Source organism: Bradyrhizobium sp. AUGA SZCCT0169 (assembly GCF_018130085.1).
Lineage (GTDB): Bacteria > Pseudomonadota > Alphaproteobacteria > Rhizobiales > Xanthobacteraceae > Bradyrhizobium.
The window spans coordinates 57,179-76,896 of record NZ_JAFCMC010000016.1; the positions used below are offsets into that span (position 1 = coordinate 57,179).

The 19,718-nt window shown below is 59.8% G+C and carries 14 protein-coding genes; 7 read left to right on the forward strand and 7 right to left on the reverse strand.

Annotated elements, in window-relative coordinates; translation table 11 throughout:
* The first annotated feature begins 63 nt into the window (after positions 1 to 63).
* Entirely contained in the window at positions 64 to 4,431 is a 4,368-nt protein-coding gene (locus JQ609_RS19420; RefSeq protein WP_212274570.1) for an RHS repeat protein, read from the forward strand.
* A 172-nt stretch (positions 4,432 to 4,603) separates the two neighbouring features.
* Here the strand turns inward: JQ609_RS19420 and JQ609_RS19425 are convergent, their stop codons facing one another.
* The 7 genes from JQ609_RS19425 to JQ609_RS19455 all read right to left on the reverse strand — a co-directional run bounded on the left by JQ609_RS19425 (position 4,604) and on the right by JQ609_RS19455 (position 12,366).
* Positions 4,604 to 5,338 carry a methyltransferase domain-containing protein gene (locus JQ609_RS19425; protein ID WP_212213681.1) on the reverse strand — a complete coding sequence of 245 codons (735 nt, stop codon included), beginning with the start codon at positions 5,336 to 5,338 and terminating at the stop codon, positions 4,604 to 4,606.
* A 137-nt stretch (positions 5,339 to 5,475) separates the two neighbouring features.
* Positions 5,476 to 6,045 carry a serine O-acetyltransferase gene (locus JQ609_RS19430; protein ID WP_249128193.1) on the reverse strand — a complete coding sequence of 190 codons (570 nt, stop codon included), beginning with the start codon at positions 6,043 to 6,045 and terminating at the stop codon, positions 5,476 to 5,478.
* Between the two features lie 12 nt (positions 6,046 to 6,057).
* Positions 6,058 to 7,512: a lipopolysaccharide biosynthesis protein gene (locus JQ609_RS19435; protein ID WP_212213684.1), complete on the reverse strand. Its 1,455-nt coding sequence runs from the start codon at positions 7,510 to 7,512 to the stop codon at positions 6,058 to 6,060.
* Positions 7,513 to 7,633: 121 nt separating this feature from the next.
* The gene (locus JQ609_RS19440) at positions 7,634 to 8,674 is read right to left on the reverse strand and encodes an acyltransferase (protein WP_212274571.1); all 1,041 of its coding nucleotides are present in this window, start codon (positions 8,672 to 8,674) and stop codon (positions 7,634 to 7,636) included.
* Complete coding sequence (locus JQ609_RS19445; RefSeq protein WP_409411190.1) at positions 8,671 to 9,813, reverse strand: acyltransferase family protein; 1,143 nt, start codon at positions 9,811 to 9,813, stop codon at positions 8,671 to 8,673. The genes JQ609_RS19440 and JQ609_RS19445 overlap by 4 nt, the downstream gene beginning before the upstream one ends.
* Before the next feature lie 10 nt (positions 9,814 to 9,823).
* Positions 9,824 to 11,179, reverse strand: coding sequence for a hypothetical protein (locus JQ609_RS19450; RefSeq protein ID WP_212274573.1), 1,356 nt, complete (start codon positions 11,177 to 11,179; stop codon positions 9,824 to 9,826).
* Entirely contained in the window at positions 11,176 to 12,366 is a 1,191-nt protein-coding gene (locus JQ609_RS19455; RefSeq protein WP_212274574.1) for an acyltransferase, read from the reverse strand. Before JQ609_RS19455 ends, JQ609_RS19450 begins: the two co-directional genes overlap by 4 nt.
* A gap of 555 nt (positions 12,367 to 12,921) precedes the next feature.
* Between JQ609_RS19455 and JQ609_RS19460 the strand changes: the two genes are divergently transcribed.
* The 6 genes from JQ609_RS19460 (at position 12,922) to JQ609_RS19485 (ending at position 19,718) form a co-directional block, all read left to right on the forward strand.
* Positions 12,922 to 14,187, forward strand: coding sequence for an O-antigen ligase family protein (locus JQ609_RS19460; protein ID WP_249128197.1), 1,266 nt, complete (start codon positions 12,922 to 12,924; stop codon positions 14,185 to 14,187).
* A gap of 71 nt (positions 14,188 to 14,258) precedes the next feature.
* Positions 14,259 to 14,864: a hypothetical protein gene (locus JQ609_RS19465; protein ID WP_249128210.1), complete on the forward strand. Its 606-nt coding sequence runs from the start codon at positions 14,259 to 14,261 to the stop codon at positions 14,862 to 14,864.
* Between the two features lie 173 nt (positions 14,865 to 15,037).
* On the forward strand, positions 15,038 to 15,685 hold the full coding sequence (locus tag JQ609_RS19470) for a transglutaminase-like cysteine peptidase (protein ID WP_212213701.1): 648 nt from the start codon (positions 15,038 to 15,040) through the stop codon (positions 15,683 to 15,685).
* Between the two features lie 409 nt (positions 15,686 to 16,094).
* Entirely contained in the window at positions 16,095 to 16,670 is a 576-nt protein-coding gene (locus JQ609_RS19475; RefSeq protein WP_212213716.1) for a hypothetical protein, read from the forward strand.
* Between the two features lie 8 nt (positions 16,671 to 16,678).
* A complete protein-coding gene (locus JQ609_RS19480; protein ID WP_212274576.1) occupies positions 16,679 to 18,931 on the forward strand; it encodes a polysaccharide biosynthesis tyrosine autokinase in 2,253 nt (750 codons plus the stop codon).
* Positions 18,915 to 19,718 carry a hypothetical protein gene (locus JQ609_RS19485; protein WP_212274577.1) on the forward strand — a complete coding sequence of 268 codons (804 nt, stop codon included), beginning with the start codon at positions 18,915 to 18,917 and terminating at the stop codon, positions 19,716 to 19,718. The genes JQ609_RS19480 and JQ609_RS19485 overlap by 17 nt, the downstream gene beginning before the upstream one ends.

Below are 19,718 nucleotides of genomic sequence, written 5' to 3' on the forward strand. Positions count from 1 at the left end.
TCAAAAAAGAAAACTGGCAGCTAAATCTCGCACAACTCTTCCCTTCCAACAGCCGGGCAATCGATGACCACATCCGCCGACCAGACCGTCCTCTCCGCAAGTTCCTTCGTGAGTTCCATCGGCGTCAACACGCATGTGGGGTATTCCTGGGGCTCGTATGACAATCTCGCTTTGCTGCAGGACAGCCTCGAATATCTCGGTGTCACAAAACTGCGCGACGGGCTTACCAACATTCCGGAGGCGCAACCTGTCCTGAATGGACTGGCTGCGGACGGCTACAAATTCGATCTGGTGGTTCCGTCCGGCGTGCCCGCCGGCGGCAGCGCCGCGCTGCAGCAGTATCTGGCCACGGTGGAACAGTTCAGCACAGCTCATGCGGGTAGCGTTATTGCGCTGGAGGGCCTGAACGAGGCCAATCTTCAGGCATTCAGCTACAACGGCAGTTCCACGATCGAAGCCGCGGCCCAGTTCCAGGCGGCCTATTTTGCCGCCGTGAACGGCAATGCCGCTCTCGCCAACATCGCCGTCTACAATCTCTCGCTGGGTTACAATGACCTAGCGGACTACGCCAAGCTGGGCGACCTGTCGGGCGCTTCCGACTTTGCGAACTCGCACGCCTATGTCAGCACGAGCTCGACGCCCCACGCGGCGCTCCAGTTATTGCTGGCCAACGCCAAATCCGTATCGTCGGGCAACCCGGCCGTCATCACCGAGACCGGCTATACGACCCAGACCGATACCCCCTACATCGGCGCCAGCGAAAACGTGCAGGCCAAGTCGATCCTCAACACCCTGGTCGACGCCTTCAAGGGCGGCGTCGGCACGACATATCTCTACCAACTGCTCGACGCCGGTGCGAGCGGCGTCAGCAACGATCCGGAGATGAATTTCGGCCTGTTCAACAGCGATGGGACGCCGAAGCTGGCGGCTACTGCGGTCCACAATCTCACGACCATCCTGAGCGACGACGGCACCGGTGGCCATCAACCAACCGCGCAGCTGGGCTACTCGCTCAGCAACATGCCCGATACGGGCAACAGCATGGTCCTCGGCAAGAGCAACGGCGCCTACGAACTCGTGATCTGGGCCGAGCCGAAGGTCTGGAACGACGCCACCGACACGGAAATCTCCAACCCTTCTCAACCTGTCACCGTCAATCTCGGAGGCGTGCACCATTCGGTCAGCGTCTACGATCCGCTGAGCGGCTCAACCCCGATCGCGACCTATACCGACGTCAGCCAGATCACCGTCCCGCTCAGCGATCATCCCTTGATCATCGAGATCGACGCGCCGGCGCCTGCGCCCGAAGAGCCGCTGCCGACCAATGTCAGCGGGACGGCCGCGGAAATCGCGCTGCAATTGTCTGATTTGAACACCAACGACTCGCTCGCGACGATTACCTTGACCGATACTCACGTGCTTCCGGTCGCGTCCGAATCGACGATGAAATATATGATCTCGCATTATGGCAATGCGCTTTCGGCCATCCAGGGCGGCTATTCGTTTTCGGTTACGACCTCCACCAGCGCCTGGAGCGTAACCAAGCTCTTCGATTCTTCCGCAAACCTGCAGTCCACCAGCACGTCCAACTTCACCGGCGGAATGATCACCAGCAAATCGACGATTTTTGCAGACGGATCAACCGACAGCACCCTCTATACCGCGGGCGTGGCCACGCAGCAGGTCACCGTCGATGCGGCGACGGGTTCCAGGGAAACGAAGAAGTTCGATGCCGTCAACGGCAAGCTGACCTCCGAGCTGGTGCAGAACACGGATGGCTCATCCTCGAACACGCTGTATTCGGCCGGCGTCAAGACCAAGATGTATGTTACCAACGCCGACGGCAGCCATGACAACAGCTATTACAATGTCACCGGTCAGAACTATACCACCCAGACCCAGCACTACAGCCCGACCGGACAACTGACCTCGGATAGCCGCTGGCACGCCGACGGCTCGCTCGCCTACACCCAGACAATCGCGGGCGACGGCAGCAGCAAATTGACGACGCTGTATGACGCCACAGGCCACAAGACCACGGTCATCGCCTGGAATTCCGCCGCCACCACGACCGGCAAGTACGACGTGTCCGGCAATCTGGTGCAGGAAGTCGTCCGCACGGTCACCGGCGATGTGACGACATCCAACTACAACGGGTCGGTGCTGTCTTCGGTCTATGTCGCCAGTTCCAACGGCACGAAGGAAGCAAAGATCTACGACAGCGCCGGTCGCCTCACCAGCGATCTGATCCAGAAAACCGATGGCTCATCCTCGAACACGCTGTACTCGGCCAACGTCAAGACCAAGATGTACGTCACCAACGCCGACGGCAGCCAGGACAACTCCTATTACAACATCACCGGCAAGTCCTATACCACCCAGAAACAGCACTACGATTCAAAGGGCGTATTGACCGCTGATACCCGCTGGCACGCCGACGGAACGCTTGACTACACCAAGGTGATCAGCAGCGACGGCAGCAGCAAGGTGACGACGCTGTATGACGCGGCCGGCCACAAGGCCACCGTGACGAGCTGGACTCCGACTGCCACCACGATCGAAAAATACAATTCATCCGGCAATCTGGTCCAGGAGGTCGTCCAGACCACGACCGGCAACGTCACGACCTCCAACTATAACGGCTCGGTGCTGGCGTCGGTCTATATCGCCAATGCCGACGGCTCGAAGGAAGCGAAGCTTTACGACAGCGCGGGTCGCCTCTCCAGCGATCTGGTTCAGAACAAGGACGGCTCGTCCTCGAACACGCTGTTTTCGGCCGGCGTCAGGACCAAGGTGTATGTCAGCAACGCCGACGGCAGCCAGGACAACACCTACTTCAATATCGCCGGCCAGAGCTATACCAGCCGGACCCAGCACTACGATTCAAAGGGCGTCATGACCGCAGAAACGCGGTGGCATGCCGACGGCTCGCTCGACTACCACCAGGTCGTCAGCAGCGACGGCAGCAGCAAGGTGACGGCGCTGTATGATTCGGCTGGCCACAAGACCACCGTGATCCGCTGGAATCCGACCGCCACCAAGACCGAGAAATACGATACGTCGGGCAATCTGATCCAGGACGTCGTGAAGAACGCGAGCGGCGTAACGACCTCAAACTATAACGGGTCGGAGCTGTCCTCGGTCTATATCGTCGGTGCCAACGGCTCGAAGGAAGCGAAGATTTACGACAGCGCTGGCCGGATCGCCAGCGACCTGGTCCAGAACAAGGATGGCTCGTCTTCGAACACGCTGTTTTCGGAGGGCGTCAAGACCAAGATGTATGTCACCAACGCCGACGGCAGCAACGACAACACCTACTACAACATCACCGGCCAGGCCTACACCACCCGGTCCCAGCACTACGATGCCGCCGGCAAGATGACGGCGGATACCCGCTGGCACGCCGACGGCACACTCGAATATCGCCAGGTCATCAGCGGCGACGGCACCAAGGTGACGGACCTCTACGACAGCACCGGTCACAAGCTAACCGAGATCACCCACCACACGGACGGTTCCACGGTGACCGATAGCTACAACGCATCGACCGGTGCGCTGGTTCAGGACGTCGTCAAGACGGCCGGGGGTGACGTCACCACCACGAATTATTCCGGCGGCGTCATCGCCTCGATCTACGTCGCCAACGCGGACGGCTTCAAGGAAAGCAAGCTGTTCGACTCGGCCGGAAACATGACCAGCGACTACGTTCAGAACACGGATGGCTCGTCCTCGAACACACTGTACTCGTCAGGCGTCAAGATGAAGATGTATGTCAGCAACGCCGACGGCAGCGATGACAACTACTATTACAACATCACCGGCCAGACCTACACGACCCAGATCCAGCATATCGACGCCGCGGGCAAGATCACCTCTGACACGCGCCTGCACGCCGACGGATCTCTGGATTACAAGCAGGTCATCCACTCCGATGGTAGTAAGGTAACCGATCTGTACGACAGCGCCGGGACCAAGACCCAGGAAATCGTCAACAACGCCGACGGTACCAAGGACGTCTACAAATATGCCGTCACCGACAACCCGGGCGCGACCCTGCACGAAAGCTATGCCGCCGGCGGCACGCTGCTGCAGCTCGATCTTCTGAAGAGCAACGGAGCCCACACCGTCACGGCTGTCAGCGCCGGTCAGTCGATACAGGGCGGAAACGGAAACGACTTGTTCTCAGCCGCCCCGGGATCGACGACGATCGTCTTCGACCATGGCAATGACCAGATCAACAGCTTCCAGGCCGGCGCCGCGGCCAACCATGATACGATCAAGATCGCAGCATCGCTGGTCGCCGACTACAGCCACCTTCAGTTTACGCAATCCGGAGCCGACACGCTGATCCACCTGTCAGCCACGGATTCGATCACGCTGAAGAACGTTTACGCGACGAACCTCGATCACAGCAACTTCCTGTTCGTCTGAGGCGGGCGATGCGCTCTCACGCGAGCGCATCGGCTTTCTCAGGGCAGGAATCGCGGCGGACCGAGCGGACAAGCCCCGGCCAACGGGGCAAGTCTTCATCGCTGGAGGTTTTAGGGCTCAAGGCTTCCTGGTTGGTTCCCAAAACCTCGACGTACCGGATCGCCGGACCGGGTTACGCCCGGCCGGGCGTCACCGAGCCGGTGAAGATGATGTCCTCGGCAAGCAGAGGCAAACGCCGCAGCAGCATCGTCTTCATCATGCCGGCCCGCTTGAACGTTGCCATCTGGATCTCCTCCGGAGAAAATCCAGCATCCAGGGCAATTTTTGCGATCGTGTAAGGCGTAAAGAAGAAGCGATGGTCGGAATTGATCGTTTCGGTGTTGTTCAGGATTCCCTTGATGTTACCGCCCCTGAACGCGTTCGGCACGGTAATGACGATTTTCTCGACGACATCACCATAGTTCTCTCTAAATCGACCGAGAAAAGACACTGGGTTCGGTATGTGCTCAACCACCTCACCGAACAGGGCAATATCGAACTTCCGGCCGGAGATCTGGTCAATCTTCTGGCCGGACGTCACATCGCCGGACACCATGTTGTCGAGTCCGGAAATCCGGCTCGCCTCCCGCACCGCGTCCGCATCGATATCGACACCGACCGTATACTCGGAGCACTCCGTGATCAGACCATGGAGCCAATCCCGGTGATCGATCTTCTTCTTGATGAGAGGAACGTGGTCGCAGCATCCGACATGAAGAACCCGCTTTCCGCGGCACATGTCGATCAATACGTCACTTCGGTACCTGACACCCGTCTTGCCGCTGTAAGTCACGGCCATGTTCTCGTTGAACTTCGTACCTGCAAGATATGGAAAAATGCCCGTAAAGTCGGTCATGATGGACGACATTCTGATCTCCTCGTCGACTAACCCCCAATGAACGATCGTCGATCAACGCCACAACTGCGATTTTAACAAGGCCGTCACGCCGGGGCGGGCTGACGATCTGCGACGAAAGCGAAAGTGATCTCCTGGCCGGAGCGACGCTAGGAAGACGACGATGCGGAACGCATCGACTTGGCCGGAATCCCCGCGACCACTGCTTTCGGCAAAACATCTCGATTGACCACCGAGTTTGCTGCTATCGTTGCACCTTCACCAATCTTGATGGGTCCTATGATGACAGCACCGGCATAGACGACGACACCGTCTCCAATGCGCGGGCAGCCCGGCTGGTTCCAGGCACGTCGACCGAGTGTCACGTTATGATAAAGCATAACCGCACTCCCGACATGCGATCCCTCCCCAACGACAAGCCCGGTCGGGTGTGGAAGCTTGAGTCCCGGGCCGATTTCCGCGAGCAACGAGATATAGCAGCCGCGTCGCGCCAGGGAACGCACGATCAGCCAGGCGATACCGTGCCCCCAACGCGTGTTGAAGCGCAGCCATTTGGCAGCACGCCACCAGGTGATCACCGTAAAGCCGGGATCGGTTATCAAGGCAACCGCGGCAGCAACTACGCCGGAATTTCCGGTGTTCGCCAGCAAATCCGCCCGCCACGCGGCCTGGGGAGGCGCGCGCCTCACCATCTTATCTGTTTCGACATGTGCGTTCATATCAAGGATCTCTCACGTCGCCGAGGGAACGTCTAACGGTTGTGCTTCAATTGATCGGCCGAGCAACGATCGCACGCTGCCGCGAATCTGATGCCTGAATGCGACGTAACAGGACAGCACGACCACCAGATATAGACTGGTTGCAAGCAGCCAATGCTTCATGCTTGACACATCGGCCGACGTCGCCGCGAGAGCCACGACGGTCCCGGCCAAGGTCGCGATGCTCGCTGGGAGCAGGGATTTGACGATCGACATGAAAGGCAGCCCGGTATTTCGGCTGCCAACCACCAGCATGAACGTGCACACGATGATCGCCGTGACAAGATACACGATAGCAACGGCCTTGAGACCGAATGGCAGCGCCACCACGAAAGACAGGATCATGGCGATGCTGTTGGCGCTGCTGATCCAGAACTGCAGACGGGCTTTCCCGCGCGCGAGCAGAATCGGGCCGGCATAGGCAGCAATGGATTGCGCGGCCCCCGCCGGGGCAAGCGCGCTAACCAGCGGCAATACGTCCTGCCAATGCGGCGAAAGGAATGTCGTCACCGGGTAGTAGAGCCCAAACGTCAGATAGATCATCGCGGGGAAGGTAATCATCGCCGTCACACTCAGCATCGCGCAGATCGCCGCGTTCTGCTCTGCGTGCCGCCCGTTACCGGACATGCGGCTCAGCGTCGCCATCAAGACACCGCCGCCTGGCCACGAAAGGATCATCAACGGAAAGATCATGAACTGAAAGGCCAGGCCAAAGAGCCCTACCGCGGCCGCGCCCAGCTTCGCACCAATCAGCAGATTGCCGATGTTGCGCGCGGCGAAATTGAGAATGTTCGAGGCCAGTATCCAGCTCCCGAAGGAGAGCATCGAACCAACACCACGCCATCGGAAGTTGAGCCTGATCTGATGCCGCGTAATCGCGTAGAAAGCGATCGCGCGAATGATCTGCATCAGGACGTAATATGAAATCAGCGCCCAGATCCCCCAGCCCAGAACGGCTCCGAGGACGCCCACGGACGCGGCGGTGATTGACGCGCCGGCCTCCACCATCGCCACGGTCTGGTAACGCAACGCGCGCTCGAGCACCGCACGCGGTCCGAGCGCCGCTATGGAAAGGACGACGGAGACGGACAGCGCGGTCAGCACGCCCGACAGGCCATCCATCTTCACGGCCCCGGCCAGCGGCCCCGCTACAACCGCCAGCACCACAGCACAGCCGATGCCGATCGCCAGCATCATGGTCACGGCCGCTCCGGTCTCCTCACGCGAGAGCGAGCCTCGCTGTATCATCGCGCTCGACAAGCCAAGATCGGTGAGAAGGGCTATGAAGGCGACAAACGGCAGCGAGAAGGCGACCAGACCGAACTCGGCTGGGGTGACGAAATAGGTCATCAGCAGCGTCATCAGAAACTGGACGACCGATTTCACGATGTTCACGCCGGACATCGAGAGCAGATTTTTCAGGATCATGACGTCATCCGTACGTTGTTCGTGCAGCCGACACGGAAAACGCGCCGGCACAGGCAAAGGTCCGCTCCACGTCTAGCGAACGAGGCCGTGATCGTCGGGGATGGAGGTCCGGAAGCCGACATCATGCCTCGACCCTCTTGGGTACACGACCGATCGTTCTGAAAAACGTCAGCAATGGCTTCTCGACCAGCAGGTAGAATGCCACGCCTACCGCTACGCCCCCCGCTGCAACCATCACGAACAGCAGTTCGTTCGGAATACCCAGCGCTTTCAGCTTGGTCGCGACTTTGGCGAAACCCGAAAGCGCCGGAAAATGAACGAGGTAGATCGAGTAGGACGCCTCGCCGAGGAATATGAGAACACGTGGTAATCGCAGCGCCGTCTTCGTCTCGAGTAGGACCCCGCCCAAAATCATCAGCATCGCGCCGACGCCGTAGCACCAGGTGGAGATCGCGTTCTTCAAGAGGGCGCCGTAGGCAACGGCTATCCATGTGCCGCCGAAAAGGACGACCCCAAACGTCAAGCAGAGCTTCGGGGACACGATGTCCCGGCGATTGAACAGCCAGTACGCCAGAATCCCCAAGCCAAAGAGCACATGAGCGGGATGGAAAACAAATGCGAGCGGATAGGCCGGGAACAATACGGGTTGCACGAAAGACATCGCCAGCCAAACCGCCCCCGCGATCCAGCCGATCCTGGGGTTCCAGATCGCTACCGCAAAGATGGCGTAGAAGATCATCTCGTGGCGCAGCGTCCAGACCACGTCGATAATCGGCTCGTGCTCTATCGGCAACAGCAGGAAGGACGAGAATAGGTCATAAAAGCTCAGATCTGCCTTCATCAGAAGCACGAGCGGAACGACACAGATCAGGGCGACCCAAAGCGCCGGATATATTCTTTGGACGCGACGCCAGACGAAACGAAGGGCGTTGTCGCGATCGCCAAAGTCATTGGCGTGCGCCAGGAAAATGACAAAGCCGCTCAAGACAAAGAAATACATGACGCCGGAATCTCCGGCGTTGAAGATCGGAAATACGTTCTCATCGAGGTACTTGGGCTGGGCCAACGTCCTGGTCGTGTGATGACCCACCACGGCGAGCGCCGCGAAGGCGCGTCCCAGCTGCAAGGTGTCCAGACTGCGTCTCGAGGCCAGCTCCGTCATGCCAGATGCCCCGCTCCATCAGGCGTCCGAAACAGCCGACGTCGAAACGCCGCGTCCAGAAAACGCCGAAGACGCACCTCGAAAAGTTCGTAACTTATCCCTCCGGCGATAATTGACAGGATGAAGCCCAGAACCGCAAAGGCAGCAGAGAGCAGCCACAGATCCACGCCGCGTCCGGCAAGGTTCGCTCCGATCATTTGCAGTGGGAAAAGGGCGAAGGGATGCACCAGATAAAGGCTGTAGCTGATCTTGCCGAGATATTGCAGCGATGGCCCGCTCAACGCCGCCGCAACACCGGAGTTTTGCGCCAACACCATTCCGAACAGCAGAAGGCCAGGTATGAGGCCGACAAACGGGTGCAGATACTCGATCGATAGATACATCGCGATGCCGCATACCGCACCGGCCAGCAACCCGGTCCACCCGCGCAGCCGGATCGGCATATCGACGGCGCTGAACAGCAGCCCAACCAGGAAATACGCGGCAATCGGCCGAAACCATATGCCTGCCAGAGCCAGAGCAATCAGCGGCAGCGCCAGCATCCAGTTTCTCCGCCGAGCCACCGCTACGAAAATCGCGGCGAACAGAATGTAGAACGCCCACTCATAGCTCAGCGTCCAGGCGTTCTGCTGGCCGATCGGAAGCCCCAGGGCATCGGGCAAGAACGCAAGGTTGACGAAGAACAACTGGACGTAAGTTCCAACATCAATCCCCTTGAAGAACTTGTAGCCGACGATCGGGCCGATGGTGAACAGCGTCAGATGCAGGATGACGAAGACGGGAAGGATGCGAAGACAACGATCATAGAAGAATTTGGCAACGCTGCGGTGGCGCACCAGGCTGGCCGGAATCAGGAAGCCGCTGATCATGAAGAACAGTTCGACGCCATGTCCGCCCATATTGATGGTCGATCCCAGCCACGGCCAGATCGGCGCCATGAAACCCGCCAGCAGCGGCATGTCGTAGAGATGCACGATCAGGACACTCAGCGCAGCGATGCCGCGCAGTCCCTGGACGGCCGGAAGGAAATCCTGTTTTGGAGCGTTCACCTCTGCTTCCTCCCGCACTGAGAAGGAGGCAGGGCAGAGCCAAGCGCCGGCGCGTGCGAAAAAGGCACTATCAGCGCCGGTGAGTGCCACGAGTTTTTCATCATGCCGGCCGCGATGCCAGACCATCGATGCCAGGCGCTATCGGTGCAGAACTCGCGAGATCCTGATCGGTCGCGCGTCGCTTGGCGAACATCTGGCTAAACGCGGCGCCAATCATGATCAATCCGCTGGCGGGTCCATAGGCCAGCACCGTGATGGTAAAGAGGTTCATTGCGATCGTGCCGGACAGTTTGTAGATATCCCTGGTCTTCGAGACCGCGGCGATCGCGAAAACCATGAACAGGACGAAGATCGGGCCGAACATCAGATACGTGCCGATATAGAAATTATCGACCGGCACATAGTAGCTGAGCTTGTTCGAAAACAGCTGCTGCGGATAGTTGAAACAGCCGAGGCCGCAACCGGTCACGAATCCCACGGGCATGAGCTCTTGCATATACACAAACGGCAGCTGCCAGCTGTTATTGACGCGATCCTGAAGGCTGAAGAATCCCCGGGAGATGCTGGTGAGGCCGTCGCCCGCGAAGAAGACCATCAACACGACGGGAACCAGGATCGATGCAAAGGAGAGCAGCGCCATCCGGCGCAGCATGGGAAATCTCTCGCGTTCCGGAAGCATTCGAATGATAACCAGGCACACCAGGTACATTATCATCACGCCCAGCGTGGTCTTGCTGGTCGTGAGCTTGATGGCGTAGAGGCCAACCGGTGCCCAGATGCAGACCCACAGCATACTCTTGCGAGCCGACGTAAACACGAAAGTAATGAACACGAAAAAGGCCGCCATGGTACTGTCGGCGGCGAACCCCGCCAGTCGCGTCTCCGACGCGGCCCACCAAAGTCTGGTCGCCTGGCGCGTTGCTCCCAACGTTTCGTAAGCAAAACCAACCCACGGAAACTGCACGCGCGATGAAATGAAGATGCCGATAATGGTAATGAAGAAGATCGGGTGGATCAGGGCAAGAAGCTGCTTGTACTGGCTGAAATCACGTCTGCAAAAGCAGAACCCCACGAACACGGGCGCGATCATCTTGAACGACGACGCCATGCCGGCGAAGTAGCCCAGAAAGACAAATCCGACGTACAACGCGAAGGCGATGTACAGCAGCGTGAGGACAGCGATCAGGCTTTTGCCCTTGATGATGTAGCGCTGGATAAAGGCCAGAATGCACATCAGCGCAAAGATGTCCGGCAGAAACCACAGCACGTCCAGCTTGGTGAGACTGAGATAGTAGCGCAGGGCGCCGGCAAAGGCGTCGCGATAGAAATAGAGAAGCAGTGCAATCGCCTCGACGTTCCAGATGCCGATCTCCGGCAACTGGTTGTTTAGAGGCAACGGCTCCGGAGCTTTGAAATCCGGTGCTGTGAGGGATGACGACGACGAGCGGTTCGTCATTGCCCCCCTCCTTCGGCCGTCGCGACAACGCGAGGCCGGCGGGCCAGGAGTCCGACGATGGCCTTTGAACCGGGGATCTCGATATTGGCATAGGTCAGGTTCGACAGCGCAAGAACGGCCACAACGTACCCCGACAGCAGCAGCGTTGCAGCTAATCCCGAACCGAACTGATCAATCATCGGGAAGGTCCGCATGCCAACGCCGCGCGAAAAATACTCGATCAGTACGAGCACGAGCGCGTGCACCATGTAGATCGAATAGGATCGCTTGCCGAGCCACACCAGCGGCTTGACCGACAGCAGGCTCGGCAGCCTGCGTCCGGGGAACGCCATCAGCGACCCGAGCAGGACGGCGAATATAACCGGCGCGAGAAAGCTCAGCATCGGCTGCATTCCGACCACGCAGACAATGGCGATGGCCGCGATCGCGGCCCCGATCTGCCACACCGACTGCACGGCCGGGCGCACGGCGGAAGGCACCGACGCCACCGCTCTGAGCGTCAGCACCCCGAGGAAGAAACTCAGTATGCAGCGCGCGATGCCATAGGTGTGAAAGTCCAAGGCATATTGTCGAAGAACCAGCAGGATGAAGGCCCAGCTGGCCATCGACAGAAACAGCGACAACACATAGATAATGCGAACGTCCCGGAATTTTTGCGCCAGGACCACGACGCCGCCGAACACGAGATAGGTATAGAACTCGGCACTGATGCTCCAGCTAGGCCCGTTCCAGCTCAAATAATCAACGAATCCGATCGCGTGCAGCAGGAGCACATTCAGGAAGAACGAATAGCCGTTGTTGACCGCCATCTCGGGCGGCGCGAAATGAATCAGACCGGTGCCCACAAGGCCGAGCTTCATCATTCGAAACGACAGGAATGCGAGCAACGTGACGATGTGGAGCGGATAGATGCGGGCGAGCCGGCGCACGATGTACTCGCGAAACTCGAATGTACCGAAGCCGCCTTGCACGTAACTCATCGAAATCACGATGCCGCTCAGAACGAAGAACAGATCAACGAACAGCCAGGCGTTATGGAAAAACGCAAAGTCGATCCAGGCCCTGTTCGGCAGGATTGCGGCAAGCGGTTGAGAAATAACAAAATGATGGACCACGACGCAAAGCGCGGCGATGCCGCGAACGCTGTCGAGCGGGACATAGTGTTCTTTGGAGCGATGGCCCGTCACGATCGAATTATGTCCGAATTGTTGCGATGCAGCATAGTGCCCGTCTTCCGTTTTCCGTTCAACCCGAACATTAAAAACCGGCAAAGAAAACTCGGCGCCGCATGGCTGATCCGCAAATAAATACTCTCGCCAGAAAGCGGCCGCATTTTTAATCGTCCTGCCCGTTTAATCGTCTCGCGTGACCGACCCAAAATAAATACGCCCCAAAAAGCACCGCATTTTCAATCGGCCTGTGTCGGCATAGATGCCGCCGCGAAGGCAGCGCTATTTAGACCGTCGTGAAGCCTTGCATCGCTGGCTCTTTGGAAGGCAGATCGATAAATTCGGGAACCTGGGACCAGCCCGGTAGGCCGCCGCCGTTTACCGCGCCCAAGTTCCAGTCAGTTCAGGAATGGGGTTTGGCACCTGCCGTCGCATAAGGGATCAATCAGGAAAATTCTGGGCGGTGCGTCCAATCTTGTCGCGATAGCTGTTTTCGTCCTGGCGCCATTTCCGCTTGGATCGGCGGATTTCGTCTGGATCTGGATCTGGATCGTCCTGCTCGCGCTCAGTCTGTTGACGGCGGATCTGCAAGCCATCGGCCGCGCGGATTTTCGCCTGTTGCTGCCGCTGTTCATGACGATGGTGCTGATCGGCGCCATCGTCACGCTGCAAACATGGCCGGGTCCGCTGGTGGGACGGACGAATCCCGTCTGGAAGCTTCCGCTCGATCTCCTCGGCGCCGATGTCCCTGCTCGCATTTCGATGACCGCGGCCGGTCCGTGGCTCGCATTCGGCTCCCCGCTGCTCGCGTCGCTTGCGTTCGTGCGTGCCTTTCTTCTTGCAGCCGATGCGCCCGCGGCTCAACGGCTTCTCCGGATATTGGCGTGGGCTGGTTTTCTCTACGCGTGTTACGGCATCCTGGCGCAGCTTGCCGACCCGAATACGTTGTTATTCAGGCGAAAGGAGGCCTATCTCGGCTTCGCCACCGGCACGTTCGTCAATCGCAACACCGCCGCGACATTCTGGGGCAGTTGCGCCTTGCTCTTCCTGGCGCCCCTGTTGCGTTCGCTGCATCGCGGAGACCGGCGCGCTGCCCCGCCGTCAGATCGGCCGCTCGCGTTGCTCGGGCACTATCTCGCCACACCAGCGGCTCTCGCTGTGGGATTTACCGTCTGCACGCTGGCGACGGCGATGACGGGATCGCGCGCAGGGCTGTTGCTGTCGATCTGCGCGTTTCTGCTGGCCGGCACGCTTTATCTGTGGCCGCTTGAGCTCGGTACTTTTCGAAGATGGGCGCTGCTGGCGGGAGCCGCAGTCGTTGCCGTCCTGGTTCTTCAGCTGATCGGCGGCGCGGTGGCAGGGCGGATTCTCACCTATGGCCTGATCGACGATCAGCGGCTGGCGGCCTACCGCGCCGCGATCGCAATCGTCAGCGACCATCCGCTGTTCGGCGTCGGATTGGGCAATTTCGAGGCGGCTTTTGCCGCCTACCGGCCCGCCGAATTGGGCAGCCTCGGGATTTGGGATCGCGCCCACAGCACGCCGCTGCAACTCGCGGTCGAAATTGGCTTGCCGGTGACCATCCCGATCGTGGCGACCGTGCTTTGGTACGTTTACCAATTGTTCCGGGGCAGCTTGCTGCGGCGGCGCGATCGCTACATCCCCGTCATCGGAGCCAGCGTCGCCGTGCTGGGGCTGCTTCACAGCAGCATCGATTTTTCGCTGCAGATAGCCGGTTACGGCGTTTTCTTCGCCGCGATCACCGGGGCCGCGCTGGCGCAGTGCCTGCCGTCATCATTGCGAAAAAACGGTGGCGGAGCTGTGGCGAGTGAATTATGATTTAATTTAAATCGGCTGTTTTTAATTGCGATTGGGCAATGACAATGCGTTTGGTGGGTTTTTGTCTCGTGATGCTCGTGGCCGGCGGATCGGCCCCGGTTGCCGCGGCACCGGCCAGCGGCGGATGCGTCCCGAACTCCTCGCTGGTGTCGGCAGAGCGCGCGACGTCCTTTCTGGAGAAGCCTGAAGCGCTCCTGGGCCAGTTCAAGGACGGTCAGGGCGGCCTCGCGTCGCAAGTCCGCGACATGCTGATGACCCGGCCCGAGACGCTTGAAGGCATCGCATCGCTTTCCAAGGCCAGCTCCGCCGATCAAAGCCGTGCGATCGGCGCCGGTCTCGGCACCGCCGCCGCCGTGTGCGTGCTGACGCAACCGGCCTTTGCCCAGCAAATCCAGGAAGTGGTCCTGAAAGCTGAGAATCCACCGCTGATTCAAGCCTTCGTGAGCATCACGGGGGATATTCCGACCGAGGCGATCACCGGAGCAGATCCGAACGGCGACACCACCGCCGGCGGTGGACAGGGCACCACATCGACGCCGTCGCCGGGCGCCGTGTCGAGCAACAGCAGCACGACTTTCGGCGGCGGCGCTGGCGCGAGCACCAGTACAACGACGCTTTTCACGACAGCCGCGGCCGGAACGCCGTCGGTCCTGACGCCGGTCAGTCCGACCAATTGAGCCCCGTGGAACACCCTGGTGGAACGCCTGGATTGATCGCGAATTAACCAATATCGATCAGGCAGATAACGTCATCTGCGGTTGGATTCAATTTTAACTATCGGCGGAACCTAAACCCAACAACTCCGTGAGACACCGTACCTGCGTCAAGAAAAAGAATGACGGGGGACGACATGAAACTGCTATTTGCACCGATGCTGGCGATCGCAATCGCATTTGCCGGTGGTGCCGCGAGGGCCGAAACCGACGCCTCGACCGACGTGTCGCGGACCAACCGGACGGCCTTCATCGAGGAATTCGACAACACGCTCGCGCCGCTCCAGTTCGTGAAGTTCTGCATGAACTACCGCGCTGAATGCGATGCGGAAGCCGGCGTGCAGGCGTTGCCGGCCGCCGACCGCGCGATGGAAATCCTGCGCGACGTCAACACCTCGGTTAACGATGCGATCTCGCCGCTGCGCAAGTCCACGGATCCGATAGCCGCGCGCTGGACGATCTCGCCGGCCGCCGGCGACTGCAATGACTACGCAGTCACCAAACGGCATCAATTGATTGCGATGGGTTGGCCGCAGAGCGCCCTGCGCCTTGCGGTCGTCATGACCAGTGGCGGTCAGGGGCATCTTGTACTGGTCGCGCGGCTTCCCGACGGCGACGTTGTTCTCGACAACCTGTCGCGCGACGTCCGTCCCTGGAATGCCATGGGCTATACGTGGATTTCGATGCAGTCGAGCGCCAATCCGCGGTTTTGGGTTGCCGTCGGCAGCCACGGCCAGCGCCTCCAGGCGAACCGGCTTGCATCTGTCAGGCCGCAGCTTCAGTGAATATTTATTGATAACTCACGGCATGGTTGCCCTCCCGTGAGCCTGCACCCACCATCGATGGCTCCAAGCCACGGGCGGGTTGCAGTTCGTTTCACCCTCGGGTGAGACGCACGCTTTATTGATTATATTCTTATTAATAGCTCAAAAATATTGCCACCCTCAGGCATCGGCGGCCGCCAAGGCCCGCTTTGGATGAGGGCCGCCGTGGGTCGCCGGACGGACGGCGCATTTCACTGGTCCGGAATTTGCTAGTTCCCCAAAGTCATGGGGATTACTCTTTTGCACTGCACAAAAAGATGACACAGTTCTTTGCCATCATTGCCTTGAACAGGTGATTAAATGCCTGCATGTGATTAAACGCCTGAACCGGCGATTAAACCGTATTTCCCCATCAGTCAGCGGTACACGAATGAACGGTATGTCCTTGATTCGACGACAGACTCTTGTGGCTGGGTTTAGGCAACTGGCAGGCATAGCGCTGCTCCTGGTGATCGCGGCACCATGCCATGCGCAATGCGTCGCGCTGGCTGAGCGCGTCCCCCCGCTGGCCCTGCAGGCGTTCAGCGCCTCGCCCGGAACGCTGTTGCAACAGTTGCGTAACGACAAGGAAAAACTGGCGGGACGCCTCAGCGGATACCTGATCACCGATCCGTCACTGCTGCCTGCCGTGGAAAAGCTGGTGAACCAATCATCGGACAAGGATCGCGTGGCAATCGGCTCAGGTCTTTACAGAGCGGAGTCACGCTGTCTCACGACCAAGCCTGAAGCGTCTCGGAAGATCAATGATTTCGTGCGCAAACTGGGAGACCGCGCGGTCTTGATCGGCTACTCGGCCGAGTCCGAACAGTCGGGCGCGGCGGCACCGACTGAGGCTGCGAAGCCAGGCAATACTGGTTCCGGTCTGCTGACAGGTGAATGGAACACCGAGATATCAGATCCGTTTGCCAAGATACCGGTCCCGCTCAGCCAATCCCGCTACAATTGAGCTTGCAGATGTATCAACCCAGAGACCAGTTCCAGGCGCTCAAGAAGTACGGCATCGAGATTGGCAGCACGACGCTGAGCGTCGAGCGTGCCGTCGATATCGTGCGCCGGCAATGGCCGCTCATCGCCTCGGTTGTCGCCGGTACGTTGGCGCTTGTCGTCATCTATCTGCTGGTGTCGACGCCGATGTATACGGCGAATGCCCGTATCCTGATGGATACGCGCCAGACCCAGGTGCTCGACAAGGATACCGCTATCAACAGCAACCTGATCGACACCGGATTTGTCGACAGCCAGGTCGAGATCATCGGCTCGGAGGACCTGATCCAGTCGATCGTTCGACGCCTGCGATTGACGGAGGACCCCGAATTCAACGGATCCGATCCCGGAATAGTGGCGATCATTATCGGCAAGACGCTTTCCCTGTTCGGGTCTGACGGGCCGCCCTCCAAGGAGCGGATCGAGCGCGCAGCCGTCGAGGCGGTGCAAAAGAATCTCAAGGTCGAACGCGTGCTCACGACCTATGTTCTGTCCCTCAACTACCGTTCCAAGAATGCGGACAAGGCCGCGCGAATCGCGAATGCGATCGCCGACGCCTACATCGTTGGCGCGCTCGAGGCGAAATACCAGTCGACCAAGCGGGCCGGCGCGTGGCTGCAACAGCGCAGCGCCGAACTGCGCGAACAGGCGACCGCGAGCGACCGCGCCGTCCAGACCTTCAAGACAGAAAACAACATCGTGGGCACCAGCCGCGGCTTGATGACCGAGCAGCAGCTATCGGACGTCAATACCCAGCTCATTCAGGCCCGCGCCGCCACGGCCGAAGCCAAGGCTCGTCTCGACCGTATCGATGCGATTTCGGACAAGGATCTGGCTCAGCCGACCGTCACCGACGCGCTCAACAATTCGGTCATCACCAGACTTCGCGCCCAATATCTCGATCTGGCGGGCCAGTATGCCGATTGGTCGGCGCGCTACGGCAAGACCCATCAGGCGTCGATCAATCTCAACAACCGCATGGAAGAGCTGCGCAAGGCGATTGCCGACGAGGTCCGCCGTATCGCCGACGCCTACCGAAGCGATTACGCCATCGCCAAGAGCCGCGAAGCCTCGCTTGAGGAAAACATGAAAGGTCTGGTCGCCCAGGCCGGCAACACCGGTCAGGCGCAGGTAAGGCTGCGTGATCTCGAAAGTGCCGCCGATACCTATCGCAACCTGTACAACAACTTCCTCGAGAAGCTTCAACACGCGACGCAAAACCAGAGCTTCCCGATCAGCGAAGCGCGCATCATCGGCACGGCGGTCAAGCCCGACAAGAAGAGCTCGCCCAAAACCCTGCTGGCCCTGGTCGGCGGCCTGGTCGGCGGGCTCTGCTTCGGATTCGGCGCGGCCTTCTCGAAAGAACTGATGAGTGACGTTCTGCGGTCTCCCAGCGAGGTCGAGGACGAGCTCGGCGTGAAATGCCTCGGCGTGCTCCCCGATTTACGTCCGCAGAAGCCGGTTGGGAAAAAGGCGCGCCTGCTGCTGCCGGTCGATAGTTCTGCAGCGAAGGGCAAGGACGATTCCCTCTCCCATTATGTCGTTGACCACCCGTTTTCGCGCTACGCTGAAACCTTGCGGAACATCAAGGTTTCCATCGACGTCGCCCGGTTGACCCGCGACGTCCGCGTGATCGGCATCGTCTCTTCGTTGCCGAAGGAGGGAAAGACCACGGTTGCCGCCAATTTTGGCCACCTGATCGCCTTGACCGGTCACCGTACCCTGCTGATCGATGGCGACCTGCACACCCGCTCGCTGACGCGCGAACTGGCACCGAACGCCAAGACCGGCTTGCTGGAAGCGCTGAGAGATCCCCAGTCGCTGGGTCAGCACATCAAGCGCAGCAAGGAAACCGGGCTGGATTTCCTTCCGTCCTTCGTCGTCGCGCGCATGGTCAATTCGGCTGACGTGATGGCCTCCAAGGCGATGACGGATATGCTGGCGACGGTGCGCAACAATTACGACTACATCATCATCGATCTCGCGCCGGTGATGCCTGTGACCGACGCAAAGGCGATCAGCCACCTCCTTGATGCGATGGTCTATGTCATCGAGTGGGGCCGGACGACGCGCAGCGCGTTGCAGGAATCGCTGGCCAGCTCGGAGGCCATCCAGAAGAAGCTTCTCGGGGCGGTTCTAAACCGGGCAAACCCCAAGATGCTCAAGCGTATCGAGGCCTATAAGGGCTCCCACTACAATAGCTACTATGTCGAAGGCGCCTGAGGCGGCACTGCCGGCTCGGCCATCCTGCCGCCTCCACCGCCGGCTCATGCTGGGCGCCAATATCATTCTCGCCGCCGGCGCACTGGTTTGGGCGGCGCGGGTAATTTCCGACATTGGCGATCCCGCGGTTCCGCTCGTTGCCAGCCGCCTCGCACGCGGCGAGAAATACGACCCCGCCCTCCTGCGGGGAATGATTGCGGCAAACCTCCCGGCCGCCGAGCGGCAATGCAATTCGAAGACGCTGCGCGAGTTGCTGCTCCTGCAGATCGGACTAGCCGATGAAACGGTGCGTAGCGCCAATCCGCAGCAGGCCGACGCCGACACCGCCGGCGTCAACTCCCAGAGCAAGGCGCTGATTGCATGCGCCCCCACCGAATCGCTTGGCTGGCTAGGGATGTACTGGTCCAGCATCCGCCAGGAGGGTTTCGGGCCGCGCGCGGTGGCGCTTCTCAACCAGTCCTATCGCCAGGCGCCCCACGAGGCCTGGCTCCAGCTCATTCGCGCTCCATTGGCGCTGCGGAGCTTCAACGCCCTGCCACCCGCCCTGCAGGACGCGGTCGCACAGGATTTCGAGGACATTTTTCAAGCCCGGCTATATCCAAGCGCAGCCATACTCTATCAAGGGGCAACCGCCAGTGCCCAAACGAAACTGCTCGACCGCACCTGTGCCGCTGCGGAAACCGAGCGGCTGGTATTTCTTCATTTCGTGTCCGAGAGCGGATTGCAGATCCGCCACCGTTGCTATCCAGCGGGTCCCGCGCCAGCCATCGATGCACGGCGACCGTGA